The organism is Pseudomonas sp. TNT3 (assembly GCF_010095445.2).
GTDB lineage: Bacteria > Pseudomonadota > Gammaproteobacteria > Pseudomonadales > Pseudomonadaceae > Aquipseudomonas.
Genome location: NZ_WFGV02000003.1, coordinates 180,019 through 204,832, shown reverse-complemented (window position 1 = coordinate 204,832; position 24,814 = coordinate 180,019). Strand labels below are relative to the sequence as shown.

The window sequence follows — 24,814 nt, the reverse complement described above, 5'->3', positions numbered from 1 at the left end:
TACAATGTCGCTGCCCGCTTTGCTTGAACAACGTTTGCGCCTACCGGTTGTGGCGGCGCCGATGTTCCTGATCTCCAATCCACAATTGGTGCTCGCCTGCTGCCGTAATGGCGTAGTGGGGAGCTTCCCCGCGCTCAACCAACGCGAGAGCAGCGGCTTCAAGGCCTGGCTGGAAGAGATTGAAGCGGGTTTGGCGACACTGGAAAATCCGGCGCCCTATGCAGTAAACCTGATCGTCCACAACAGTAACCCAAGGCTGCAAGCGGACCTCGCGATCTGTGTCGAACACAAGGTTCCCATTGTGATCACTAGCCTTGGCGCTGTGAAAGAACTGGTGGATGAGGTTCACAGCTACGGTGGGCTGGTGTTTCACGACGTGACGACCCGTCGCCATGCCGAGAAAGCTGCAGAGGCCGGGGTAGACGGCTTGATTGCAGTGGCGGCGGGCGCCGGTGGACATGCGGGCACCTGGAGTCCATTTTCCTTGATTGCCGAGATTCGCCAGTTCTTTGATAAAACGCTGCTGCTGGCCGGCTGTTTGAACCACGGCCACGAGATTCTTGCCGCACAATTGCTCGGCGCGGATCTGGCCTACTTCGGTACGCGATTTATCGGCACCACCGAAAGTCATGCGCCCGATGCCTATAAAGAGATGCTACTGAGTTCCAGAGCAGCCGACATCGTTCATACTCCAGCAGTGTCGGGTGTTCCGGCGAGCTTCATGCGTCAAAGCCTTGAGGCTGCCGGCTTCGACATGGCGGCATTGCAAGGCAAAGGGGAAGTTGACTTCGGCTCCAAACTCAAACCTGTAAGCGATGAAGCAAAAGCCTGGAAGACCGTATGGTCCGCCGGCCAAGGCGTTGGTGAAATCGATGACTTACCAGGCGTTGATGAACTGGTCTCGCGCCTCGACAGCGAATACCGCAAGGCGCTGGAACTGGCCGCAACGCTGCCGAAGCGCTGGCCTCGCTAAATGCAGAAACCGGTCGATTGCGATCGGCGTATGCATCTCTCATTCAAACACTCGCGACAAGGATGCCTCGCAATGAGCGAAAACCGTTTCAAGATCGTATTCGACGGCGCTCTGCTGCCAGGCGTCGATGTCACTACGGCCAAGCTCAATCTCGCCGAGTTGTTCAAAAGCGATGTAACGGCCATCGAACGACTGTTCAGTGGGCGCCCGGTTGCTCTCAAGCGCGACCTGTCGCACGCCGATGCCCAGACGTATTTACAGGCACTGGTGAAAACCGGCATTGATGCGCGGATCGAAAGCGAACCAACGATTGAGCTGGATTTGGCCGACGTGCACGAACCAGCCCCGTCATACGTGCCCCCCTCGCCGGATCAGGATTCGCCCTATGCCCCGCCACGCGCCGCGGTCGGAGAAGCATTGCCCGACTTTGCTCCCCTCAAGCCGTTCAGCTTTCAGGGACGTATCGGACGCTTACGCTTTCTTGCCTGGACGATGGTCCTGACGCTCGTGACACTCGGCATCGGGATCGTGCTTGCGCTTTTTGGTCTGGCGCTTCTCAGTTCGGATTCAAACGCCGGGCTGATTCTTGCAGGTCTGCTGGCGTTCATCCTCGTCGTCGCACTGGGTTTTGTCAGCATCCAGTTCAGCGTCCAGCGTCTTCACGATATCGGCTGGTCCGGCTGGTTGTGGCTGCTGAACCTCGTCCCCTTTATCGGTAGCTTCTTTCCGTTCGTGATGATGGTTGTGCCGGGGAACAGCACGGCCAATCGGTACGGTGCACCGCCACCGCCCAACAGCAACGCAGTGAAAGTGCTCTCTGCGTTGTGGCTGGTGTTTATCGCGATCCTGTTCATTGGAGGGTTGGCGGGTGGCCTCACGGCAATTCAGGATGAATACGAAAACGCGACCCAGAGCAGTTACGAAAGTGACTCCGTCACCACCGAAGAGATCGAAGATCAGACCGCAGTGGAAGCAGAGCCAGCGCCAAATTCCGCTGACGAAGCAGCAGAAGAAGCCCAGCCCCCTGTAGACTCTACGAAAGAATGAACAGCGCTCCCCGCACGTGACACCCGCGTCACTGGCGCGGAGCTGTTGCGATGGAGAACTGAATGACCCGTTACGCTCTGATCACTGGCGCTTCCAGCGGCATCGGCCTGGCGATGGCCGAAGCGCTGGCCCGCCGTGGCCGCAGCCTGCTATTAGTGGCCCGACAGCGTGATCAGCTGGAGAGTATTGCGATAGAACTGACCCAGCGTTTTGGTGTGGAGGTACTGTTCCGAGCCTGCGATCTGGGAGAGCCCCTGCGGCTGTCCGGATTTTTGCTGGAGCTCGAGGAAGGTGACCGGCAGATTGATCTGCTGGTGAACTGCGCCGGTATTGGCACCTGTGGTCCCTTCCTGGCTCAGGACTGGATGACCGAACAGGACCTGATCGAGGTCAACATTCTGGCCCTTACTCGCCTGTGTCACGCCATCGGCAACACGATGGCCTTGCAGGGTGGCGGGCAGATTCTGAACGTTGCCTCCTTGGCGGCGTTCCAGCCTGGCCCATGGATGAGCACCTACTACGCCAGCAAAGCCTATGTGCTGAATTTTTCCGAAGGCTTACGCGTAGAACTCAAGAAATGTGCGATCAAGGTGTCGGTGCTCTGCCCCGGCCCTACCCGCACAGCGTTTTTCAGCACCGCTCAGATGGACACCGCCAAGCTTGAAAACAACAAGCGGATGATGAGTGCCGAAGAGGTTGCTCTTTACACCGTGCGAGCGCTGGAAAAAAATCGCGCCATTATTATTCCAGGTCAGCGCAACCGGTGGTTCGCCTTCCTCCCGCGCCTCGGCTCACGCTGGCTGAACCGGATAATCGCAGGCATGGTCAACAAGGCCTACTGCCCTCGCTGATCGGTCTTACGGCATAACACTGGGATGGTGTAGCTTGCGTGGGTACACTCAGGACTGCCTAAACAACGGAGAAAACAGCTGTGGATACTCTGTTCACCAAAATCATCAACCGGGAAATCCCGGCGAAGATCATTTACGAGGACGACCAGGTTCTGGCCTTCCACGACATCGCCCCGCAGGCACCCGTGCACTTTCTGGTGATTCCGAAGAAACCGGTGCGCACCCTGAATGACCTCACCGAGGACGACAAGGCACTGGCCGGGCATATTCTGTTCACAGCCCAGCGTCTCGCTCTGGAACTGGGGTGCGAAAAAGGCTTCCGCGTCGTGATGAACTGCAATGAAGAAGGCGGTCAAACCGTCTATCACATCCATATGCATGTGCTCGGTCAGCGTCAGATGCACTGGCCGCCGGGCTGATTGCGCAAATCCCTGCAGGAGAGGGCTTGCTCCAGGTGACGCCCTCTCCCACAAATGACCCAACGCAAACCTTCACCGGCCGATTCGGTTAAACTGGCCGCCGAGATTCTTCCCGGAGGTCAGCATGACTACCCAACGTCACTACTCGCCGATTGACCGTCTACTGCTGCAAGCCGATGCGGCGATGCGTACCCTGCTACCGTTCAGTGGCCAGCCGTACCGTCCGTCCCCGGCTATCGTGCAGCCTGATGTGCAAATGAGCGACGAAGACACCCGGCACGTTGCCGGCCTGATGCGCATCAACCACACCGGCGAAGTCTGCGCCCAGGCGCTGTACCAAGGCCAAGCCCTTACGGCGAAACTGCCACAAGTGCGTGCCGCCATGGAACATGCCGCCGAAGAAGAAATCGACCATCTGGTCTGGTGCGAACAACGCATCCATCAATTGGGCAGCCACACCAGCATTCTCAACCCGTTGTTCTACGGCATGTCGTTCGGAATAGGTGCGGTCGCCGGCTTGATCAGCGACAAAGTCAGCCTGGGGTTCGTCGCCGCCACCGAGCATCAGGTGTGCAAACACTTGAACGAGCACCTCGAGCAACTGCCAGCGGAAGATGAAAAATCCAGAGCAATTCTTGAACAGATGCGCACGGATGAAGAGCATCACGCGCAGAGTGCACTGGATGCTGGGGGCTTTCGCTTCCCGGCTCCAGTGAAATTCGGGATGAGCTTATTGGCCAAGGTCATGACCAAGAGTACTTATCGAATCTGACCTCAGGAGCAAGACTTGTCCCCGATGGCGATATTCAAGACGCAATCGCGGACGATCCTTGCGCCAATCGAGTTTTGCATCAGCCAGTAAAAAGGCGACTGCCGTGAGGTAGTCGCCTTTTTTGCATCGGGGGGGAATGTCGATTTCAACCGAGCTCAATGATCTCGTAGTCGTGGGTAATTTCCACGCCTGCCGCGCCGAGCATGATCGAAGCCGAGCAATACTTCTCGGCCGACAGCTCAATGGCGCGTTTGACCTGAGCTTCTTTCAGCCCGCGGCCCTTGACCACAAAGTGCATGTGGATCTTGGTAAATACCTTTGGATCTTCGGTGGCGCGCTCGGCTTCAAGGAAAGCTTCGCAGCTCTCTACCGCCTGACGGGACTTCTTGAGGATGCTGACCACATCGAAGTTGCTGCATCCGCCAACACCCAACAAAAGCATCTCCATCGGACGGACACCCAGGTTGCGACCGCCAGCATCAGGCGGACCGTCCATGACCACGACATGACCGCTGCCGGATTCGCCGAGGAACATGGCTTCGCCAGCCCATTGGATGCGTGCCTTCATCGCCAAGACTCCACTACATAAAAAAGGGTCGCCAGCTTAGCACAGGGTCCTTGATTGACAGCGCTCACCTCCGTAGGACATAACCTTCGCCTGCGTAGGCAAAATCTCGAATGTTGCAGAAAGTGTCTGTTATGCTGGCGCCAATTCACTGGCGCATAGCCAGCTTGAAGCGAATAAGCAGTCCGTCCGCTCGCGGTCCTGGCCTTCACAAGCGCCTAAAAAAAACCAAACACACCGTGCAGTCTTTTCGGGATACAACCATGGTTGCTATTGCTCCCACCCCAAAAATCAAAAACCTCGACAAGCTGCTGATGCATTGCCAGCGCCGCCGGTATCAGGCCAAGAGCAACATCATTTGTGCCGGCGATCGCTCGGAAACGCTGTTCTTTATTATCAAAGGTTCGGTCACCATCCTTATAGAAGATGACGATGGCCGTGAAATGATCATCGCGTACCTTAACTCCGGAGACTTTTTCGGAGAGCTCGGCCTGTTTGAACAGGCCGGTCTGGAACAGGAACGCAGTGCCTGGGTCCGGGCCAAGATCGAATGCGAAGTCGCGGAGATCAGCTACGCGAAATTCCGTGAACTGTCCCTGCAAGACCCGGAAATTCTTTACGTGCTTAGCGGACAAATCGCACAGCGTCTGCGCAATACAACGCGCAAAGTGGGCGATCTGGCGTTTTTCGACGTGACCGGCCGCGTTGCCCGCTGCCTTTTGGAGCTGTGCAAGCAACCCGATGCCATGACGCATCCCGACGGCATGCAGATCAAGGTGACGCGTCAGGAAATCGGCCGGATTGTTGGCTGTTCACGAGAGATGGTCGGTCGCGTGCTCAAGGATCTGGAAGAGCGCAACTTGGTGGACGTCAAAGGCAAGACCATGGTGGTCTTCGGTACACGTTGAGTTTCGCGTCAAGTTACGCGTCAAGTTCGAAAACTAAGCCGCAACCACTTCCGCCAGCAACTGACGATAAAGCGTATCGAGCCGCTCCAGCGCATCAGGTGCGGTGAACTTTTCATGTAAGGCGATGTGGCTCTCAGCGCGAACCCGTTGATCCAGACCGCACGCCTCGTTGAACCGATTGACCGCTGCAACCATCGACTCACGCTCGTTATCCAATAACAAAGCTCCGTGCACCAGGCCGACGGGACGCGTACCGCCCTTGCTTTGGCGCCAGCGCTGAGCAGTACCGACCATCTTGCGCCCGTCGAGGTTGACGTTAAAACGACCGTCGCAGAACGCGCCGTCGACTTCACCCAGAGACGACACGCCCCCCAACTCATCCAGAAGCTGACAGATCGGATCGCAAAGGCGCCGGTACGCGGTTTCGATGCGATTCAAATCCCCTTCCCGAGCGGGCGGTGCGTAAACCAGGGCAATGTTGATGGTCGATGCCGACTGAGGCACTGGCTCACCGCCGGTTTCACGCAGCAACACAGGCCAGCCTGCAGCCGCCGATGCATCGCAGGCAGCCTCGAAACCAGGCAGGCGACTCAGGCGTCGAGGCATGACCAGCGCTTTATCGCTGGGTTGCCAGAACAACAGGCCGAACTCCGATTCACCGGAGCAAACCGAGGCCAGCAGATCCTGTTCGGCGAGCAGTCCAGCTTCTACGATTAGCGAGGTCGGGTGCATAAGAGAGTCCGTTTGACGGGTCATTCCATGGTGCATCTGAAGCCACCTTCGCCAGCAGGTTCACGCCCACATCAGTCGCGCTCAATGTGGGCGTGAACCTGCTCGCGAGGAGGTCGAGTCAGTCGAGTGTCGAACCGCTGATTGCAGTGCCGCGCTCAGGAAAAAACAGACGCTGCAATTCAGTGCCCGGGCTTTCAGCGCGCATGAACGCCTCCCCGACCAGGAACGCATACACATCGCTGATTTCCATCAGTTCAACGTCGGCGCGATTAAGAATGCCACTTTCAGTGATCACCAAACGATCCCGCGGAATACGCGGCAACAGATCCAGCGTGGTTTCCAGACTCACATCGAAGGTATGCAGGTTGCGGTTGTTGACGCCCACCAGCGGCGTGTCGAGGGTTTTCAAGGCCCGCTCCAACTCATCGCCATCGTGCACTTCCACCAGCACATCAAGGCCGACGCTTTTTGCAACGGCTGCCAACTCGGCCATCTTCACGTCATCCAGTGCGGAGACGATCAACAGCACGCAGTCCGCACCCAGCGCCCGGGCTTCGATGATCTGGTACGGATCGATCATGAAATCCTTGCGAATCACCGGCAGTTTGCAGGCATCGCGAGCCTGTTGCAGGTACGCGTCGGCACCCTGGAAGTAATCGATATCGGTGAGTACGGACAGGCAGGTCGCGCCGCCCTTTTCGTAACTTTTGGCGATGTCGGCTGGAATGAAGTTCTCGCGAATCACGCCTTTGCTTGGTGATGCCTTCTTGATTTCAGCAATCACCGCCGGCTGTTTCAACTTGGCCTGAGCGATCAACGCATCGGCAAAACCACGGGGTGCATCGGCCGCCTTGGCCAGACGTTCCAGCTCGGCAAGGCTCACACGAGCACTGCGCTCGGCAACTTCTTCGACCTTGCGCGCCAGAATGTTTTCCAGAACCGTCGGTACACTCATCCCTCATTCTCCACTCTGAATACCGCGGTAAATGCACCCAGCTCCTCAAGCTTTTCTCGAGCGAGACCTGTATGCAGCGCATCGTGCGCCAGGGCAACGCCCTCTTTCAAACTGGTGGCATGGTCGGCGGCGTAAAGCGCAGCACCGGCATTGAGCACAATCATTTCCGCCGCTTTCTGACCGTTTTCAGTCTTGCGCTTGCCCAGGGCATCGCGGATCAGTTCCAGCGAAGCCGCCGGGCTTTCAACTGCCAGGCCATGCAAGCTCTGGCTCTTCATGCCCAAATCTTCTGGCTCGACCCAATACTCTGTGATCTGGTCGTTCTTCAATTCCGCTACAAAAGTCGGTGCCGCCAGACTGAACTCGTCCAGGCCGTCCTTCGAGTGCACCACCAACACGTGTTTGCTACCAAGACGTTGCAAGACCTCGGCCAATGGCCGGCACAACGCCTGGCTGAACACTCCGACCACCTGATGTTTAACGCCAGCCGGATTCGTAAGCGGGCCGAGCATGTTGAACATCGTGCGCAGGCCCAGATCGCGTCGTGGGCCGGCGGCGTGCTTCATCGCACTGTGATGAGTCTGGGCAAACATGAAGCCGATGCCGACGTTATCGATGCAGCGCGCCACCTGAATGGGCGTCAGGTTCAGATAGATACCGGCCGCCTCCAGCAGATCAGCGCTGCCACTTTTACCCGATACCGCACGGTTACCGTGCTTGGCCACGGTGCAACCCGCAGCCGCGACCACAAACGAGGACGCGGTCGAAACGTTGAAGATATTGGCACCGTCGCCGCCAGTGCCCACTACGTCAACCACACCGTCCAGCGTCTTGAGTTCTACCTTGTCCGCCAATTCGCGCATGACCGACACCGCACCGACGATCTCGTCAATGCTTTCGCTCTTCATGCGCATGGCCATCATGAACGCGCCGATCTGCGCGTCCGTGCATTGCCCGGTCATGATTTCGCGCATGACATCACGCATCTCATCAGTGCTCAGGTCGAGGTGGCCGACGATACGGCTCAGGGCTGTCTTGATATCCATGGAAAGTCCTTAGCGCGTGCCGCCGGTTTGTTTGAGGAAGTTGGCGAACAGTTCGTGACCTTGTTCGGTGAGGATCGATTCGGGGTGAAATTGCACGCCTTCGATGTTCAGCGTCTTGTGGCGCAGGCCCATGATCTCGTCGACCGAGCCGTCCTCCAGCTGAGTCCATGCCGTCAGTTCGAGGCAATCGGGCAGGGTTTCACGCTTGACGATCAGCGAGTGATAGCGGGTCACCGTCAACGGACGATTCAGACCTGCAAAAACGCCCTTGTCCTCATGGAATACCGGACTAGTCTTACCGTGCATCACTTGACGGGCGCGGACCACGTCACCACCAAAGGCCTGGCCGATGGACTGGTGACCGAGGCAAACACCCAAGATAGGCAGCTTGCCGGCAAAATGCTTGATCGCTTCAATGGAAATGCCTGCTTCGGTCGGGGTGCATGGACCCGGCGACACGACGATGCGCTCCGGGTTGAGCGCTTCGATTTCGGCAATGGTGAGTTCGTCGTTGCGCACGACTTTGACTTGGGAGCCGAGCTCACCAAGGTACTGCACAACGTTATAGGTAAAAGAGTCGTAATTATCGATCATCAGCAACATGGCGCTTGGAACCTCTTGAATTCACTGACTTTGAACATGACCTTCAAACGATTACCCGCGGAGCGCTGCGCTTTGTCAGGTGCTGGAGTGGCGCCAGCAAAGCGGCAATTGAAACGGGTAAAGAAGGTAAATCGGTACAGGACCGGCGAGGCCGGCAAAGGAATTCAGGCGCGCCAACGCCAGCGGGCGTGTGCCTTGATGACTTGATCCAGAAGTTTGCTGATGATCAACACGGGGAAGGTCTCATTCATACGTCTCGGCACAGTAACTTAGCTGGGCGGAGCGTGCAATATGGTGGGGCCGACGGCTGGGGAAACTATCGAAGGGTTCGCGACCGATGGCAAAAGGCCGGAAGATTTTGGTACTGTCGTTTCGTTCACTACAACAATAAATAAACGGACTTGCTCATGATCAAACAGACGCTGTTTGTACCGCTCGCCGGATGCTTGCTCGCAATGGCCTGCGCCCAGGCGATCGCCGCTCCAAATCCTTATTCGAATTTCGTCGTCTTCGGCGACAGCCTCAACGATGCCGGGACCTTTACCGACACGGGCGGTCCTGCCGGTGCGACCCAGCGCTACACCAACCGGACCGGACCGCTCTATCAGGATGGCAGCGGCGAATTCCGCTCGCTCAATTCCACACAGTTGCTGGGTGGACGGCTCGGTTTCACTCCGGACGAGACGGCTGCTTCGAGCTCAGCCGTACGCGCCAATCAGGGCCTTCCGGATGGCAACAACTGGGCCGTAGGCGGGTATCGCACCGATCAGATCCTTGACTCCATTACCACCCAATCCGCCACGGGCGAACGCACCCGAGCCGGTTACCTGCCATCGAACAACTTCCGCGCCGATCCGAACGCGCTTTACTACCTCTCCGGCGGAGGCAACGACTTCCTGCAAGGGCGCATCCTCAGCCCTGCTCAGGCCAACGCGGCGGCAGATCGACTGGCGGACAGCGTGCAGGTCCTGCAAACCGCAGGTGCGAAGTACGTCATGGTCTGGCTGCTGCCTGACATCGGCCTGACGCCAGCCATCAACGGCACAGGTTTACAAACAGCAGCCACGCAGCTCAGCAACCAGTTCAACCTGCAGCTGGTGCAACGTCTGCAGGGCATCAACGCAGAAATCATTCCGTTGAACATTCCGTTGCTGTTGCAAGAGTCGTTCGCGGATCCGGGCCGGTTCGGCCTCGCCACTGACCAGAACCTCACGGCCACCTGCTTCAGCGGTAACGGCTGCACGGAAAACGCCAGATACGGCATCAACAGCGCCACCCCGGACCCAAGCAAGCTGATCTACAACGACGGGGTTCACCCCACCGAAGCCGGGCAAAAGCTGATTTCCGATTACGCCTACTCCTTATTGGCAGCGCCATGGGAACTGACGCTGCTACCGGAAATGGCCCACGCCACATTACGTGCTCACCAGGACGAATTACGCAGCCAATGGCAATCGGATTGGGAGAGCTGGCAGGCTGTAGGACAATGGCGGGCGATCGTCGCCGGTGGCGGTCAGCATCTTGATATCGATAGCCAATCAAGCGGCGCCAGTGCCGATGGCAGCGGCTACAACCTGAATATCGGTGGCAGCTATCGTCTGAATGACGCCTGGCGCGTCGGCGTAGCGGCAGGCTTTTATCGTCAAACCCTGGAAGCCGGCAGCAACGATTCGGACTACAAACTCAACAGCTACCTCGCCACCGCCTTCGCCCAGTTCCAGCAGAACCGCTGGTGGGCAGATGCCGCGCTGACCGGCGGCAAGCTGGATTACGACAACCTCAAACGCAAGTTCGACCTGGGTGCCAGCGAAGGTGCGGAGAAAGGTGATACTGACGGCCATCTCTGGGCGTTCAGTACTCGCGTGGGTTACGACATCGCGCAACCTGGCAGCCAATGGCACCTGTCGCCGTTCGTGAGCGCTGATTATGCCAAGGTAGAGGTCGACGGATATTCGGAGAACAGCAACCGCGCCACAGCGTTGAACTTCGATGACCAGACCCGTGATTCGAAGCGCCTGGGCCTGGGCCTGCAGGGCAAGTATCAGATCACTTCGCAAACCCGGGTGTTTGGTGAATACGCCTACGAGCGCGAGTACGAAGACGATGTGCAGAAAGTGAACATCGCCCTCAACAGCTTGCCGGCCAACGACTTCAAACTCGTAGGCTATACACCGCAAAGTCATTCGAATCGGGTGAATCTGGGCGTCAGTCACAACCTCACCCAAGACCTGGCGCTGCGGGCCAGCTACCTCATTCGCAAGGATGATGACTTTACCCAGCAAGGCGTCAACGTCGGCGTTGCGCTGGATTTCTGATCCGGCAAACAGCACGCATAAAAAAACGCGACGCCCTCACAGGCGCCGCGTTTTTTTGAATTGAGCAACATCCTGGCGGAAGCGAACTCAGCTTTCTGGAGTCTGCTCAGCCAGCGCCACCGCGCGAAACATCGCACGACGCTTGTTCAAGGTTTCTTCCCATTCCAGCGCCGGCACGGAGTCGGCAACGATGCCGCCACCGGCCTGCACATGCAGCTCGCCGTTCTTGATCACGGCGGTGCGAATCGCAATCGCGGTGTCCATGTTGCCGTTCCATGCAAAGTAGCCCACCGCGCCACCGTAGACGCCACGCTTGACCGGTTCCAGCTCGTCGATGATTTCCATCGCGCGGATTTTCGGCGCGCCGGACAACGTGCCGGCCGGCAGAATTGCCCGCAACGCGTCCATCGCCGTCAACCCGGCTTTCAACTGCCCGGTGACGTTGGAGACGATGTGCATCACGTTGGAATAACGCTCGATCACCATTTTCTCGGTGAGTTTCACCGAACCGATTTCCGAAACACGGCCGGTGTCGTTGCGACCCAGGTCGATCAGCATCAAATGCTCGGCGATCTCCTTGTCATCGGACAGCAGGTCTTTCTCCAGCGCCAGATCAGCCTCTTCGTTGGCACCACGTGGGCGGGTGCCGGCAATCGGTCGGACGGTGATCAGATTGTCTTCAACCCGCACCAGCACTTCCGGCGAACTCCCCACGACATGGAAGTCGCCGAAGTTGAAGAAGTACATGTAAGGCGTCGGGTTAAAGCAGCGCAGCGCCCGGTACAGATCAATCGGCGCTGCCTTGAAGTCGATCGACATGCGCTGGGACGGCACGACTTGCATGCAGTCACCGGCGAGGATGTATTCCTTGATGGTGTCGACGGCTTTCTCGTAATCGTCCTGGGTGAAACTGGAACGGAAGATCGGGTCAGCAGACTGCTGTTTGCTGAAATCCAACCCACGTCGCGGGGTAATCGGTTGGCGGAGTTTTTCCAGCAGTTCCTGCAACCGCGCCTGACCTTGTTCGAACGCATCCTCTTGGGATGGATCGGCCAGAACAATGGCGTGCATCTTGCCGGCGAGGTTGTCGAACACCACCACCGCGTCGGACACCATCAGCAGAATGTCCGGCACGCCCAGCGGATCCGGGTTCGGGCATTTGCCTAGACGCTTTTCCACATAACGCACGCAGTCGTAACCGAAGTAACCCACCAGGCCGCCATTGAAGCGCGGCAGGCCGGCGATGGTCGGCACGTTGTACCGAGCCTTGAATGCTTCGACGAAGGCCAGTGGATCTTCGGCTTCGTGGCTTTCGATCTCGATGCCGTCATGGGTCACGCTGACGTGATGGTCATGGACCCGCAACACGGTGCGGCATGGCAAACCGATGATCGAGTAACGGCCCCACTTTTCTCCGCCCTGAACCGATTCCAGCAGATAGGAATTAGGTTCGTCAGCCAGTTTCAGGTAGATCGACAGCGGCGTGTCGAAGTCGGCAAGGGTTTCGCAGGCAAGCGGGATACGGTTATAGCCGGCAGCGGCCAAACGCAGGAATTCTTCGCGGATCATGGGGTAGCCTCGTGGCTTGAGGGTCTAACAGTCAGGTATGCAAACGCGCCGGATAACCGGCCAGAATCGAGTCAGGCGCGCCAACGCCAGCGGGCCAGGGCCTTGATGACTTTCATCCAGAGTTTGCGAGTGACCACCACGATGGCGTTTCCAGAAGGGGGTTGAACAGCGTCGGGCAACGTTATCCCAGAGGCAGAATCCAGGCAACCGGGAATTAGCTTGCGCAGATCGTCGATGACCAGCGCCGGCAACTCTTCGGCAATCGGCCGGCCATGGTTATAGCCATAGCTCAGCGCTACACACTTGACCCCTGCCGCTTTCGCCGCCAGCACATCGCTGCGCGAATCGCCGACGAACAAGGACTGTGAAGCCGGAATGTTGGCCATCTTCATCACAAAGAACAGTGCTGCCGGATCGGGTTTCTTCTGCGGCAGGGTATCGCCGCCAATGATCCATTTGAAGTAGCGACCGATCTTCATCTGATCCAGCAATGGCGCGACGAAACGCTCCGGCTTGTTGGTGATCAGCGCCATCTCCACACCCTGCTTGTGCAGCCATTTCAGAGTGTCGCGCACGCCGGGGTAAACAACGGTCAGCTCATGGCTCTCGCTGTAAGCCTCCATGAAAATCTCCAGCGCGCCTTCCGCTTCACCGTCATCGACCGTCGAATGGTCAATGCCACCCGCCAGCGCTCGACGAACCAGCACCGGAGCACCGTTACCGACCCATTCGCGGACAGCGTTCAGGCCGGCAGGCTGTCGACCGAGCTTGAACAGCATGTTATCCACAGCCACTGCGAGGTCCGGGACCGAATCGATCAGCGTGCCATCCAGATCGAACATCACCAGCCGCGGCAGAGACCCCGGGAACAGCTGTTCAAAGCCACTCATGGGCGAGCCAGCGCCAGTTCGGAACGCATCTTCTCGATCACTTCCTGGTAGTTCGGCGCATTGAAGATGGCTGAGCCCGCAACGAAGGTATCGGCGCCGGCAGCGGCGATTTCACGGATGTTGTTCACGTTTACACCGCCGTCGATTTCCAGGCGAATGTCACGTCCGGAAGCATCGATCAGGGCGCGCGCTTCACGCAGCTTGTCGAGGGTGCCTGGAATGAACTTCTGGCCGCCAAAACCCGGGTTGACGCTCATCAGCAGGATCATGTCGACCTTGTCCATCACGTACTTGAGTACGTCCAGCGGCGTTGCCGGATTGAACACCAGGCCCGACTTGCAGCCGCCTTCACGGATCAGTTGCAAGGAGCGGTCAACGTGCTGAGTGGCTTCCGGGTGGAAGGTAATGTACGTCGCCCCCGCCTCAATGAAGTCACCGACGATGCGGTCTACCGGGCTGACCATCAGGTGCGCGTCGATCGGCGCGGTCACGCCGTACTTGCGCAGTGCCGCGCAGACCATCGGGCCGATGGTCAGGTTGGGTACGTAATGGTTGTCCATGACATCGAAGTGCACGAAGTCGGCGCCAGCGGCCAGGACGTTGTCCACTTCTTCACCCAGTCGGGCGAAGTCAGCGGAGAGAATCGACGGAGCAATTACGAAGGGCTGCATGACGCACCTTTTCTGAGCAAAATCACGATGGCGCGCATTGTATACCTCATGCTTTGACGCGCGCACCGTGAGCGCGATGATCAGTAAGCCGCTCGGTAGATCTTCTCGATATCGACGGCACTCAACTTACGTGGATTATTGCGCATCAGGCGTTCGATCCCGGCGGCTTCCACGGCCATGGCCGGGATCGCGTCTTCGGGCACGCCGAAACTTCGCAGTCCTTGAGGAATTTCTACCGCAGCGCACAGCTCGGTCATCGCCTCGACCGCTTTATCCGCCGCTTCGTTAGCGCTCAAATGAGCAGTCTTCACCCCCATGGCCTCGGCAATATCCTGCATGCGCTCGACGCAGGCCATCTTGTTCCAGGCCATCACATAGGGCAGCAGCAGTGCATTGCTGACACCGTGGGCAATATTGAAACGCCCGCCCAGGGGATACGCCAGCGCATGCACCGCGCCGACCCCCGCATTACCAAACGCCATGCCGGCCATCAGACTGGCGGTGGCCATGTCCTCGCGGGCCTGCAGGTGGGTCGGGTTGGCGTAGGCCTTGGGCAATGCCTTGGCGATCAGTTTGATCGCACCAATGGCCAGGGCGTCGGTGATCGGCGAAGCGTTGACCGACAAATAGGATTCGATGGCATGGACCAGCGCGTCGACACCACTGGCAGCAGTGACACTGCGGGGGCAGGTCAGGGTCATCTGTGGGCTGACCAGCGCCACGTCCGGTAATAGATAGTCGCTGACGATGCCTTTCTTGAGCTGCGCAACCTTGTCGGAGAGGACCGCTACATTGGTCACCTCCGAGCCGGTACCCGCCGTCGTCGGGATGGCGATCAGCGGCGGACCTTTGCGCGGCACCTGATCGATACCGAACAAGTCCTCCAGCGCGCCGTGATAACCCGCATAGGCCGCAACGCTCTTGGCGATGTCGATCGCACTCCCGCCGCCCAATCCGATCAAGCCGTCATGCCCGCCTTCACGGTAAACCCGCATGCAGTCTTCGACGATGGCGATTTCCGGGTCCGGCAGCACCCGGTCGAATATCTCGTAGGTACGACCGCCCAGCTGCGTCAGCGCCAGCTCGACGGTTCCGGATTTGACCAGGGCCGCATCGGTGACGATCAGCGGGTGGTCGACATCCAGGCGTGTCAGTTCAGCCGCCAACTGCTCGATGGCACCTGCGCCGGTGATCAGTTTGTGAGCGATTTTGAAAGAGGAAAGACTCATGTGCGCAGCCTCTTATAGACAGGGGAGCTGGGCACAATAGTAGCTGGGGATTTGGGGTTGTCTGATATTCAGGTCATGAATGACCTGCGATCCGGAGAAAGTACATAATCCCCTGTAGGAGCTGTCGAGCGAAACGAGGCTGCGATCTTTTGACTTTGGATTTTAAAAACAAGATCAAAAGATCGCAGCCTCGTTTCACTCGACAGCTCCTACACAGCTCCTACAGAGATTGGTGTTACACCTGCGCAGTACGCAGTTTCTCGCTGCGTCCGCGCAGCCATTCCAGGGTCAGCAGCAGGATCACCGAGAAAGCAATCAAGAGCGTCGCCGCAGCAGCAATGGTCGGGCTGAGGTTTTCGCGGATGCCGCTGAACATCTGCCGAGGCAAGGTCGCTTGTTCAGGACCGGCGAGAAACAAGGTCACCACCACTTCATCGAACGACGTCGCGAAGGCAAACAGCGCACCGGAAATCACGCCGGGGGCGATCAACGGCAACGTCACTCGACGAAACGCGGTGAGTGGCGAAGCGCCCAGGCTGGCCGCCGCACGCACCAGGTTGTGATTAAACCCCTGCAGTGTCGCCGACACCGTAATGATCACAAACGGCACACCCAGTACCGCGTGCACCACGATCAGCGAAAAGAAGCTGTTGCCCAGCCCCAGCGGCGCAAAAAACAGGTAGCTGGCCACACCAATGATCACTACCGGCACCACCATCGGTGAAATCACCAGCGCCATCACCAGAGCTTTGCCCGGGAAATCGCCACGGGTCAGTCCAATCGCCGCCAGCGTGCCGAAGATCATTGCCAACACGGTGGCTGCCGGTGCAACGATGATGCTGTTCTTCAACGCTCGCATCCATTCCGCCGAGGCGAAGAAGTCCTGATACCAGTGCAGTGAAAAACCTTGCAGCGGATACACCAGGAAACTCCCGGAGTTGAACGACAACGGAATGATCACCAGCACCGGCAGAATCAGGAACAACAGGATCAGTCCGCAGAGGATGCGCAAACTGTAGAACCACACCCGTTCGATGGGCGACATATAAGGATTCAGCATTTCGTTCTCCCTTAGCTCAGGCGCAGGCGACTGGCGCCCACCAGCCAGCTGTAAATCAGATAAAGCACCACAGTCGCCAACAGCAGCAACCCACCGAGTGCGGTCGCCATGCCCCAGTTGATGCTGGTGTTGGTGTAGAAGGCGACGAAGTAACTGACCATCTGATCGTTCGGGCTCCCGAGCAAGGCCGGGGTGATGTAGTAGCCGATGGCAAGGATGAATACCAACAGGCAACCGGCACCGACACCGGCATACGTCTGCGGGAAGTACACCCGCCAGAAACTGGCAAACGGGTGGCAGCCCAGTGAAATCGCGGCGCGCATGTAAGTCGGCGAGATGCCTTTCATGACGCTGTAGATCGGCAGGATCATGAACGGCAGCAGGATGTGCACCATCGAGATGTAGACCCCGGTACGGTTGAACACCAATTCGAGTGGCTTATCGATAATGCCCATGGCCATCAGGCCGCTGTTGATCAAACCACCCGACTGCAGGAGCACGATCCAGGCCGCAACCCTGACCAGAATCGAGGTCCAGAACGGCAGCAGCACCAAAATCATCAGCAGGTTGCTTTGACGGGACGGCAGGTTGGCCAGCAGGTAGGCCAACGGATACGCCAGCACCAGGCAGATCGCCGTGATGACCAGACCCATCCAGAAAGTCCGGGCGAAGATGTCGAGGTAAATCGCCTGGTCGGGTGTGGCCGGGGCAATTTCGCCGAGGTCGTCGATGCGGTGATCGACAGCCGCCAGCAGGTAGTACGGCGTGATGTTGCTGGTGTTACGGCGCACCGCTTGCCAATAGGCCGGATCACCCCAACGCTCATCGAGACTTTCCAGCGCTTCCTTATAAGAGGCGGGCTCAGTGGCGAACGGCAAGGCTCGGGCGGTTTTGGTCAGCAGGCTGCGGTAGCCGGCCAACTCCATGTTCAAGCGCTTGGACAGATCGCCCAAGGTCTGGTTTTTGCGGGCTTCGGCGAGGTCTTCGCTGGCAGCTTTGTAAACCGGTTCAGCGGGCAAGCCGCGGCCGTCCCAACTGGCAATGGCAGCCACGGTGCGCGGCATGCCGCCGACAACTTCCGGGTTACCCACACTTTTGTAGAGCAGCGCCACGATCGGCACCAGGAACACCAGCAACAGAAACAGCACCAGTGGCGCGATCAAGGCCTGGGCCTTCCAGCGGTTGATCCGCTCGGCATGCTTGAGCCGCTGCTTCAAGGTGGGGTCAGTGCCCGCGTTCAGGGGAATGGCGGTAGCCATGGCGTACTCCGGAAATCTTTGATCGTTGCAGAGGCAGCGAGCCACCTCGAACTTTAAATGTGGGAGCGGGCTTTCGTGGCGAGCGAGCTTGCTCGCGCTGGGCTGCGAAGCGGCCCCAAAAAATCCCGTTAACAACATTCAATTTTGTGAGTGCTGCGCACTCAAGCGGGAGCAAGCTCCCTCGCCACAAAAGCTCGCCCTCACAGGAGGGCGAGCCCTTTGCTTACTTCGCAGCCCAGGAATTAAAGCGCTGCTCCAGTTGCTCACCGTTGTCAGCCCAGAAGCTGACGTCGATCTGCACCTGGTTGGCGATGTTTTCCGGGGTAGTCGGCATGTCTTTCAGGACATCCTTGGCGAGCAACGGCACCGCTTGCGTGTTGGCCGGGCCGTAAGCGATGTTTTCCGAATAGGTCTTCTGCTGCTGCGGCATGACCGAGAACGCGATGAATTTTTTCGCCGCTTCAGCCCGCGCCTTGTCCAGGCCCTTTGGAATGGCCCATGCGTCGAAGTCGTAGATACCGCCGTTCCAGACGACTTTCAGATTGCTTTCTTTTTGCACGGCAGCAATTCGGCCGTTATAGGCCGAGCTCATGACCACGTCACCGGAGGCGAGATATTGCGGCGGTTGCGCACCGGCTTCCCACCACTGAATGCTTGGCTTGAGCTCATCGAGCTTCTTGAACGCGCGATCCTGACCGTCTTTACCGGCCAGTACTTTGTAGACGTCCTTCGGCGCAACGCCATCGGCCATCAAGGCAAATTCCAGGGTGTACTTGGCGCCTTTACGCAGGCCCCGCTTGCCCGGGAATTTCTTGGTGTCCCAGAAATCCACCCAGCTGGTCGGTGCGGTTTTCAGCTTGTCGGCGTTGTAGGCCAACACTGTCGACCAGACGAAAAAGCCCACGCCGCAAGGCTGGATAGCGCCTTTGACGTAGTCTTCGGACTTGCCGAACAGCGCAGGGTCGAGCTGCTCGAACATGTCTTCATCGCAACCACGGGACAGTTCCGGCGATTCGACTTCCACCAGGTCCCAGGACACGCTCTTGGTGTCGACCATGGCTTTGACCTTGGCCATCTCACCGTTGTATTCGCCGGCTACGATCTTGCCGTTACCCGCCGCTTCCCACGGCGCGTAGAAGGCTTTGACCTGCGCGGCCTTGTTCGCCCCGCCAAAGGACACCACGGTCAGATCCGGCCCCGCTGCCATCGCGTGTGCCGCACCGATCATGCCCATTACCAGGGCTGTGAATTTCAGGGATTTCAACATTTATATTGTTCTCCACGTGCAGGGTTGGTGTAGCAGGGGGGCGATCAATTCGCCTCTAGAAGCGGGTCGAGCGCACGAACGTGTTCGACCTGCCAGCCAAGCGGTACCACGTCGCCGACAGCCAGCGCGGGATCGAGCTCGGCAATCGGTTGTTTCACAAAGAAGTCGGTCTTGCCGCAGACTTCCAGACGAACCCGGACGTGGTCGCCCAGATAGATAAATTCCGCCACCCGGCCCGAGAAACGATTGACGCAGGACTCGCTCGAACCATTGAGACTCACGCGTTCCGGACGAATCGACAGCGTGACGGGCTCACCGGTTTTGCCGACATTGACCGCCAAGGCTTCAACCTTCTCACCACGCGCCAGTTCGACCACGCAGCGATCACCCGTCTGGCTGTGCAGACGCCCATTAAGGCGGTTGTTCTCGCCGATGAAATTGGCAACGAAGGTGTTCTTCGGTTCTTCATAGAGGGAGCGCGGCGGCGCGATCTGCTGGATCTCGCCCTGATGGAACACCGCGACACGGTCAGACATGGTCAGGGCTTCACCCTGGTCGTGGGTCACGTACACCACGGTCACGCCGAGATGCTGGTGCAGATGCTTGATCTCCATCTGCATGTGCTCACGCAGTTGCTTGTCGAGTGCGCCAAGAGGTTCGTCCATCAGCACCAGTTGCGGTTCGAACACCAGTGCGCGGGCCAGTGCCACACGCTGCTGCTGGCCGCCGGACAGTTGTGCGGGATAACGCTGGGCGAAGGCGTCGAGCTGAACCATGCTCAAGACACGTTTGACCCGGTCGCTGACATCGCTTTTGTTCAAACCGCGCACGGTCAGCGGGAACGCGAGGTTCTCGGCCACCGTCATGTGCGGGAACAACGCGTAGTTCTGGAACACCATGCCGATGTCACGTTTGTGTGGCGGCACGTTGTTGATCGAACGACCCGCCAGCAGGATCTCGCCTGCGGTCGGTGTTTCGAAACCGGCGAGCATCATCAGGCTGGTGGTCTTGCCGGAACCGGACGGGCCGAGCAAGGTAAGGAATTCACCTTTGCGAATGTCCAGGTTGAGGTCTTTGACGATCAGGTTCTCGCCGTCGTAGCTCTTTTGCACTCCACGAAAGCTGACCAGAACATCGCTGGCCCCTGCGCTTGAATCGACCTGGCTCATACCCACACCTTTGTTAGTGATGACTGCTGTGGACTAAGCCTAGTGGACGCCGGGAGCCACGCAAATCGGGGGGCAGGAGAGATTGGCCTCAGCCGGATGGAAGGTTGGGGGTAGGGATTGCCCTACAAGGATGGCGGGAATAGATAGAGACAGCTGCAATCTTGAAGCTGCAAGCCGCAAGAACGGGCAAAAGCGGTTTTGCAGGATGTCGTAAATGGGCATGCGACCACAATCCCTGTGGGAGCGAGCTTGCTCGCGATTGCGGTATGACATTCAAAATGAATGTCGACTGATAGTCCGCTATCGCGAGCAAGCTCGCTCCCACAGGGGACAGCGGTGTTCTCTAGAGGAGTTTGTGTTCCATCGCGTACTTCACCAGTTCCGCCAGGGAGGTGATGTTGAGCTTCTGCATCAGCCGCGCCTTGTGGGTGCTGATGGTCTTGCTGCTCAAGGCCAATTGCTGGGCGATGTCGTTGACGTTGGCGCCTTGGGCGAGGCGTTCGAACACCGAAAATTCTCGCTCCGACAGCAATGAATGCAAGGGGCGGGAATCGGTCAGACCTACCTCGAACACCATTCGGTCTGCCAGGTCCGGATCGATGTAACGCCCACCGGCCGCGACTTTGCGGATCGCCGTCAGCAGCAGTGCCGGATCGCTGTCCTTGGTCGCGTACCCCGCTGCGCCGACCTTTAAAGCACGGGCGGCCATTTGCGCCTCATCGTGCATCGACAACACCAGAATCGCGGGCGGATTGTTCAGCGCCCGAATCCGTGGAATGGCTTCCAGGCCGTTGACACCAGGCATGGAGATATCCAACAGCACCACCTCGCAGGGCACATGTCGCAGGATCTCGAGCAACTGCTCGCCATTGCTCGCCTCCCCCACCACCAACAAATCCTTGGCCAGGCCAATCAACTGCTTGATGCCTTCACGAACGATGGTGTGGTCTTCGGCTACCAGTACACGGATCACAGACTTCTCCATTCTTCTTAATGTCAGAGCCAGGAACATTCGTGAGCAGGTGCTCCAACAAATACCTCAGGCCGCCTCCAAAGGAACACGCACGATCAACGTCGTGCCCTCCCCCGGCTCACTGTCGAGCGACAACTGCCCGCCCATGATCAACACCCGTTCACGCATGCCGACCACGCCAAAGGATGTTGGCCGACCGGTCGTGGCGACAAATCCTACGCCATCGTCGCTGACAGTCAGACACAGTTCGTCGCCTTCACGCACCAATGTCAATTCGACAGTATGCGCTTGGGCATGCCGCATGACATTGGTTAGCGCCTCCTGAAGAATCCTGAACAATCCAATGGCCATCGCATCACTCAGCACGGGCAGATTGTCCGGTACCTGCACCAGACACGGAATCTGCGTACGCGCCTCGAAACGCCGGGCCTGCCATTCAATGGCAGAGGAGATCCCTGCGTCGAGAATCGGCGGACGGAGCGCCGTCGCCACATCGCGCACGAGCTGAAACAACTGGGCGATCAAACGCTTCATGCTATTCAGGCGCTCATTCAGACCAGGGTCCAATTGGGCGTAGGCCAATTCGCACATGGACGTTTCCAGCTTCAATACCGTGAGCATCTGACCCAACTCGTCGTGAACCTCACGCGCGATACGAGCTTTTTCCTCCTCCCGCACGCTTTCCAGGTGTGCAGACAATTCACGCAGTTGCTCGCGGGAGCCGGCCAGCTCCAGTTCGATGCGTTTGCTCTCGCTGATGTCCCAAACGATCCCGTCCCAGACGTAGGCACCATCCTCGAGCCGTCGGGTAATCGCCTTGATTTCAGCCCAGCGTTGCTCGCCCTGGCGGGTCAGGATTCGACCTTGCCATGACCAGTCACTGTCGGTATCCAGGGCACGGTCCTGAGTCTGGTGATAGCTCGCCTTGTCATCCGGATGCACCAGACTGCGCAGGCCTTTGTCGCGATGGGCCAGGGTCGCTGGCGAATAGCCAACCAGACTCTCGCTGCCTTCACTGATGTAGGCAAAATCGATCTGCCCTGTTACCGGCGCTCGCTCCAGTCGAAAGACCAAGCCCGGTACGTTGGCGGCAATTCCTTGCAGCCGCGCTTCACTTTCCTGTAACGCAGCCAGTGCGCGACGACGCTCGGTGACATCATTGAGGTAGACCACCAGGTATTCGCCGTCGCGAAAACGCAGGAAACTCAGCGACACATCCGTCGGCAGAATGCTGCCATCGGCACGCACACAGTTAGTTTCAAAGGATTGCGGCCCCTCTTCGCTGGCCCTGGCGCGTTTCCACAGGTTCAACCAGCGATCCATGTGCAAACCTGGCTCGAAGTCGATCAATGGCCGATCAATGATCCCGTCCGCCGTATAGCCGAGCATGGTTTCGGCGGCACGGTTGGCATAGCGCACATGACTGTCCCAATTCACCCACAAGATACCGACCGTACTTTGGTCGATGGAAAACTGGGTGAGTCGCAAGGCCTCTTCGCTGGCCTTGCGCAACGCAATGTCTTCACGTGCGGCCAAAAGGCGCTGCTCCAGACTGTGCTGCTGCCGACGCTGCCAAAAAACAATGGCCATGCTGCTCAGCATGATCACGGCCAACAGAAGACAGAGGTTTTGCCAGAACCCCGGAGACTCGGTCAGGCGCGGGTATTTGGGTTGCAGCCATTGGTTGTGCAGTTGCTCCAGGTCCTTGGCAGGGATCGCTCGCAGGGCACTTTCGACGATCCCCGCCAGTTCAGGCCAGTCACGACGCGTGGCCACCCGCAGCAACTGCGGTAAGCCGATGTCGCCGACGACCACCAGCCCCGCGAACTCGGGCTCGGCGGACAGCCGCCCCAACTGCGCTTCGTCGACCACGGCGTAGCTGGCTTGTTGACTCAACAGGAGTTGCAACGCCTGGCGCTCGATGGGCACGCCCTGCAGATTCAAATGCGGAAAATTGCTACGCAGGTAATCAGCCGTGGCACCCGGCATGCGCACTGCCACCCGGGTCTGGCTGTCGAGTTTTTCCAGCTCCACTGCACCGTTGCTTTTCTGGTCGCTGACGACCAATTGCGGCACCCGCATATAGGGGTCTGAAAACTGCCATAGACGCAGACCACCGGGGGTTTGAGTCAATCCCGGCGCGAGGTCGATCTCCCCTTCGCGGGCAGCCGTTTCCAATTGAGCGAGGTCGGAATAGTTTCGCCAGCTCAGCTCGATCTTGAGCGCTTTGGCCAACCACTTCATCAGCTCGACGTTGACACCGGACAGGCGCTGCAAGCGACGATCGTATTGGGCATAGGGCGCCTGCAAAACCAATCCGACCCGCAACTCACGGTGGTCTTCCAACCATTGCTGTTGCCCCGATGACAACTGGGCAACGTGGGCCGGTGGCGCCGACGCCGCCCAGCTCATCAAGGGAAACAACAAGCAGCCGATCACCCACAGGCAGCGAAAACGCATCATTGAAGCTCCGCACACTGACAAACACTGACCAACCCATTAGGCTGCCGGAATCACTTCTGGCCTGGAATATCCGATGCCCCCTGTCTACCGCCTGGCACTGCCAGCATTGTGCCTGTCGCTGATCCTGCCTTGCGCCTTTTCAGTTGAGGCGGCTGATCCGGCACCGGCGCAAACACCCACCGAAGCAAAACCGGTCGAACGCCAGCCGCTGCCTGAACGCAGCCAGGAAGAGGCCGCAGCGCTGGCGCGAACGATCCCCGCCGACGAACAGCAACAACTGCAAGCCGGCGACGTCACCTTTCTGTCGCTATGGAAACCGGCCAATGTTGCCGAACCCAAAGGCGTAGTCATTATCATCCCGGGCGCCGGCGAAACAGCTGACTGGCCTCAAGCAATCGGTCCATTGCGACGCCAATTACCGAACGCCGGCTGGAGCAGCCTGAGTATCACCTTGCCGGACTTGCAAAGCGATGTCATTGCGCCTCGAGTCCTCGACGTACCGCCCACCATCAAGGCGCCGGATGTCGGGAGCAAGGATTCCACGACCGCCGCGCCTATCGAACAAGCGGCGGGCGGGGAAGCGGACGTAGCAGACAAGGTCGTGGTCGACAGTAGCGAAGAACACGCCAAGGTCGACGCCGAACGGATTTTTGCGCGTCTGGATGCCGCTATTGCCTACGCCGAACAGCAAAGCGCCCCCAGCATCGTGGTATTGGGGCACGGCACTGGTGGTTACTGGGCTGCTCGATATATGAGCGAAAAGCAACCGTCGCAAGTCGAGAAACTTGTGATGGTCGCGGTCCAGACACCCGCCAAGGCGAAACCCGAACTGACCGAACTCACGCCAACCCTGAAGCTACCCACAGCGGACATCTTCTACATGGACAAGCCGCTCGATCGCAACGCAGCGCTGGAGCGATTGCAGGCGAGCAAGCGATTGAAGACATTGGCGTTCAGTCAGGTGTCGCTGAAATCACTGCCGGGTAACGCCAAGGATCAACAGGAACAACTGGTGCGCCGGGTGCGTGGCTGGTTGAGTCCTAACGCTGCTGATTGAGCAAAAAGCAGAAGATCGTCC

General features: G+C 58.5%; 23 protein-coding genes. 8 read left to right on the top strand and 15 right to left on the bottom strand.

The genetic code is table 11. From position 1 onward, the window contains the following. The first annotated feature begins 4 nt into the window (after nt 1-4). The 5 genes from GBC55_RS03770 to coq7 all read left to right on the top strand — a co-directional run bounded on the left by GBC55_RS03770 (nt 5) and on the right by coq7 (nt 4,062). Complete coding sequence (locus GBC55_RS03770) at nt 5-973, top strand: nitronate monooxygenase family protein (RefSeq protein WP_162436289.1); 969 nt, start codon at nt 5-7, stop codon at nt 971-973. Nucleotides 974-1,045: 72 nt separating this feature from the next. Continuing rightward, nucleotides 1,046-2,020: a DUF805 domain-containing protein gene (locus GBC55_RS03765; protein ID WP_162436298.1), complete on the top strand. Its 975-nt coding sequence runs from the start codon at nt 1,046-1,048 to the stop codon at nt 2,018-2,020. 62 nt (nt 2,021-2,082) lie between these two features. Continuing rightward, nucleotides 2,083-2,871, top strand: coding sequence for an SDR family oxidoreductase (locus GBC55_RS03760; protein ID WP_162436288.1), 789 nt, complete (start codon nt 2,083-2,085; stop codon nt 2,869-2,871). Nucleotides 2,872-2,951: 80 nt separating this feature from the next. Next, on the top strand, nt 2,952-3,290 hold the full coding sequence (locus tag GBC55_RS03755) for a histidine triad nucleotide-binding protein (RefSeq protein WP_008027110.1): 339 nt from the start codon (nt 2,952-2,954) through the stop codon (nt 3,288-3,290). 124 nt (nt 3,291-3,414) lie between these two features. Beyond that, nucleotides 3,415-4,062, top strand: a complete 648-nt coding sequence (gene coq7 / locus GBC55_RS03750; protein WP_162436287.1) for a 2-polyprenyl-3-methyl-6-methoxy-1,4-benzoquinone monooxygenase — start codon at nt 3,415-3,417, stop codon at nt 4,060-4,062. A 145-nt stretch (nt 4,063-4,207) separates the two neighbouring features. Here the strand turns inward: coq7 and GBC55_RS03745 are convergent, their stop codons facing one another. Beyond that, complete coding sequence (locus GBC55_RS03745) at nt 4,208-4,630, bottom strand: OsmC family protein (RefSeq protein ID WP_008061600.1); 423 nt, start codon at nt 4,628-4,630, stop codon at nt 4,208-4,210. Between the two features lie 260 nt (nt 4,631-4,890). Between GBC55_RS03745 and crp the strand changes: the two genes are divergently transcribed. Beyond that, nucleotides 4,891-5,535 (top strand): cAMP-activated global transcriptional regulator CRP, encoded by a 645-nt coding sequence (crp, locus tag GBC55_RS03740; RefSeq protein WP_162436286.1) that lies wholly within the window; start codon nt 4,891-4,893, stop codon nt 5,533-5,535. Nucleotides 5,536-5,568: 33 nt separating this feature from the next. Here crp and GBC55_RS03735 read toward each other — a convergent pair whose 3' ends face one another. From GBC55_RS03735 to GBC55_RS03720, 4 genes are all read right to left on the bottom strand, one after another. Then, nucleotides 5,569-6,291 carry a lipoate--protein ligase family protein gene (locus tag GBC55_RS03735; protein ID WP_162436285.1) on the bottom strand — a complete coding sequence of 241 codons (723 nt, stop codon included), beginning with the start codon at nt 6,289-6,291 and terminating at the stop codon, nt 5,569-5,571. A 94-nt stretch (nt 6,292-6,385) separates the two neighbouring features. Continuing rightward, nucleotides 6,386-7,222, bottom strand: a complete 837-nt coding sequence (gene trpC, locus GBC55_RS03730; RefSeq protein WP_162436284.1) for an indole-3-glycerol phosphate synthase TrpC — start codon at nt 7,220-7,222, stop codon at nt 6,386-6,388. Continuing rightward, entirely contained in the window at nt 7,219-8,268 is a 1,050-nt protein-coding gene (gene trpD / locus GBC55_RS03725; protein WP_162436283.1) for an anthranilate phosphoribosyltransferase, read from the bottom strand. The genes trpC and trpD overlap by 4 nt, the downstream gene beginning before the upstream one ends. Nucleotides 8,269-8,277: 9 nt before the next feature. After that, entirely contained in the window at nt 8,278-8,871 is a 594-nt protein-coding gene (locus GBC55_RS03720; RefSeq protein ID WP_007980194.1) for an aminodeoxychorismate/anthranilate synthase component II, read from the bottom strand. 407 nt (nt 8,872-9,278) lie between these two features. On the opposite strand from GBC55_RS03720, the gene estP reads away from it, so the two are divergent. Continuing rightward, entirely contained in the window at nt 9,279-11,186 is a 1,908-nt protein-coding gene (estP, locus tag GBC55_RS03715) for an esterase EstP (protein WP_162436282.1), read from the top strand. A gap of 87 nt (nt 11,187-11,273) precedes the next feature. On the opposite strand, the gene trpE is transcribed toward estP, so the two are convergent. The 10 genes from trpE to GBC55_RS03665 all read right to left on the bottom strand — a co-directional run bounded on the left by trpE (nt 11,274) and on the right by GBC55_RS03665 (nt 23,736). Then, on the bottom strand, nt 11,274-12,755 hold the full coding sequence (trpE, locus tag GBC55_RS03710) for an anthranilate synthase component I (RefSeq protein ID WP_162436281.1): 1,482 nt from the start codon (nt 12,753-12,755) through the stop codon (nt 11,274-11,276). Nucleotides 12,756-12,826: 71 nt separating this feature from the next. After that, nucleotides 12,827-13,645, bottom strand: coding sequence for a phosphoglycolate phosphatase (locus GBC55_RS03705; protein WP_162436280.1), 819 nt, complete (start codon nt 13,643-13,645; stop codon nt 12,827-12,829). Continuing rightward, nucleotides 13,642-14,316 (bottom strand): ribulose-phosphate 3-epimerase, encoded by a 675-nt coding sequence (gene rpe, locus GBC55_RS03700; RefSeq protein WP_008035979.1) that lies wholly within the window; start codon nt 14,314-14,316, stop codon nt 13,642-13,644. The genes GBC55_RS03705 and rpe overlap by 4 nt, the downstream gene beginning before the upstream one ends. Nucleotides 14,317-14,396: 80 nt before the next feature. Beyond that, complete coding sequence (locus tag GBC55_RS03695; protein ID WP_162436279.1) at nt 14,397-15,545, bottom strand: iron-containing alcohol dehydrogenase; 1,149 nt, start codon at nt 15,543-15,545, stop codon at nt 14,397-14,399. A gap of 235 nt (nt 15,546-15,780) precedes the next feature. Beyond that, complete coding sequence (locus GBC55_RS03690) at nt 15,781-16,605, bottom strand: ABC transporter permease (RefSeq protein WP_162436278.1); 825 nt, start codon at nt 16,603-16,605, stop codon at nt 15,781-15,783. Between the two features lie 11 nt (nt 16,606-16,616). After that, the gene (locus GBC55_RS03685; protein WP_162436277.1) at nt 16,617-17,864 is read right to left on the bottom strand and encodes an ABC transporter permease; all 1,248 of its coding nucleotides are present in this window, start codon (nt 17,862-17,864) and stop codon (nt 16,617-16,619) included. Nucleotides 17,865-18,087: 223 nt separating this feature from the next. Further along, complete coding sequence (locus GBC55_RS03680; RefSeq protein WP_162436276.1) at nt 18,088-19,131, bottom strand: ABC transporter substrate-binding protein; 1,044 nt, start codon at nt 19,129-19,131, stop codon at nt 18,088-18,090. Between the two features lie 44 nt (nt 19,132-19,175). Further along, nucleotides 19,176-20,300, bottom strand: coding sequence for an ABC transporter ATP-binding protein (locus GBC55_RS03675; protein ID WP_162436275.1), 1,125 nt, complete (start codon nt 20,298-20,300; stop codon nt 19,176-19,178). Between the two features lie 343 nt (nt 20,301-20,643). Beyond that, nucleotides 20,644-21,285, bottom strand: a complete 642-nt coding sequence (locus GBC55_RS03670; protein ID WP_178114273.1) for a response regulator transcription factor — start codon at nt 21,283-21,285, stop codon at nt 20,644-20,646. Between the two features lie 54 nt (nt 21,286-21,339). Further along, nucleotides 21,340-23,736 carry a sensor histidine kinase gene (locus GBC55_RS03665; protein WP_162436273.1) on the bottom strand — a complete coding sequence of 799 codons (2,397 nt, stop codon included), beginning with the start codon at nt 23,734-23,736 and terminating at the stop codon, nt 21,340-21,342. A 73-nt stretch (nt 23,737-23,809) separates the two neighbouring features. Between GBC55_RS03665 and GBC55_RS03660 the strand changes: the two genes are divergently transcribed. Continuing rightward, entirely contained in the window at nt 23,810-24,793 is a 984-nt protein-coding gene (locus GBC55_RS03660; protein ID WP_162436272.1) for an alpha/beta hydrolase family protein, read from the top strand. Nucleotides 24,794-24,814 lie beyond the last annotated feature (21 nt).

Coding starts and splice junctions, on each gene's coding strand:
- GBC55_RS03770 (WP_162436289.1), top strand. CDS start 5: ATGTCGCTGCCCGCTTTGCTTGAACAACGTTTGCGCCTACCGGTTGTG.
- GBC55_RS03765 (WP_162436298.1), top strand. CDS start 1,046: ATGAGCGAAAACCGTTTCAAGATCGTATTCGACGGCGCTCTGCTGCCA.
- GBC55_RS03760 (WP_162436288.1), top strand. CDS start 2,083: ATGACCCGTTACGCTCTGATCACTGGCGCTTCCAGCGGCATCGGCCTG.
- coq7 (WP_162436287.1), top strand. CDS start 3,415: ATGACTACCCAACGTCACTACTCGCCGATTGACCGTCTACTGCTGCAA.
- GBC55_RS03745 (WP_008061600.1), bottom strand. CDS start 4,630: ATGAAGGCACGCATCCAATGGGCTGGCGAAGCCATGTTCCTCGGCGAA.
- crp (WP_162436286.1), top strand. CDS start 4,891: ATGGTTGCTATTGCTCCCACCCCAAAAATCAAAAACCTCGACAAGCTG.
- GBC55_RS03735 (WP_162436285.1), bottom strand. CDS start 6,291: ATGACCCGTCAAACGGACTCTCTTATGCACCCGACCTCGCTAATCGTA.
- trpC (WP_162436284.1), bottom strand. CDS start 7,222: ATGAGTGTACCGACGGTTCTGGAAAACATTCTGGCGCGCAAGGTCGAA.
- trpD (WP_162436283.1), bottom strand. CDS start 8,268: ATGGATATCAAGACAGCCCTGAGCCGTATCGTCGGCCACCTCGACCTG.
- GBC55_RS03720 (WP_007980194.1), bottom strand. CDS start 8,871: ATGTTGCTGATGATCGATAATTACGACTCTTTTACCTATAACGTTGTG.
- estP (WP_162436282.1), top strand. CDS start 9,279: ATGATCAAACAGACGCTGTTTGTACCGCTCGCCGGATGCTTGCTCGCA.
- trpE (WP_162436281.1), bottom strand. CDS start 12,755: ATGATCCGCGAAGAATTCCTGCGTTTGGCCGCTGCCGGCTATAACCGT.
- GBC55_RS03705 (WP_162436280.1), bottom strand. CDS start 13,645: ATGAGTGGCTTTGAACAGCTGTTCCCGGGGTCTCTGCCGCGGCTGGTG.
- rpe (WP_008035979.1), bottom strand. CDS start 14,316: ATGCAGCCCTTCGTAATTGCTCCGTCGATTCTCTCCGCTGACTTCGCC.
- GBC55_RS03695 (WP_162436279.1), bottom strand. CDS start 15,545: ATGAGTCTTTCCTCTTTCAAAATCGCTCACAAACTGATCACCGGCGCA.
- GBC55_RS03690 (WP_162436278.1), bottom strand. CDS start 16,605: ATGCTGAATCCTTATATGTCGCCCATCGAACGGGTGTGGTTCTACAGT.
- GBC55_RS03685 (WP_162436277.1), bottom strand. CDS start 17,864: ATGGCTACCGCCATTCCCCTGAACGCGGGCACTGACCCCACCTTGAAG.
- GBC55_RS03680 (WP_162436276.1), bottom strand. CDS start 19,131: ATGTTGAAATCCCTGAAATTCACAGCCCTGGTAATGGGCATGATCGGT.
- GBC55_RS03675 (WP_162436275.1), bottom strand. CDS start 20,300: ATGAGCCAGGTCGATTCAAGCGCAGGGGCCAGCGATGTTCTGGTCAGC.
- GBC55_RS03670 (WP_178114273.1), bottom strand. CDS start 21,285: ATGGAGAAGTCTGTGATCCGTGTACTGGTAGCCGAAGACCACACCATC.
- GBC55_RS03665 (WP_162436273.1), bottom strand. CDS start 23,736: ATGATGCGTTTTCGCTGCCTGTGGGTGATCGGCTGCTTGTTGTTTCCC.
- GBC55_RS03660 (WP_162436272.1), top strand. CDS start 23,810: ATGCCCCCTGTCTACCGCCTGGCACTGCCAGCATTGTGCCTGTCGCTG.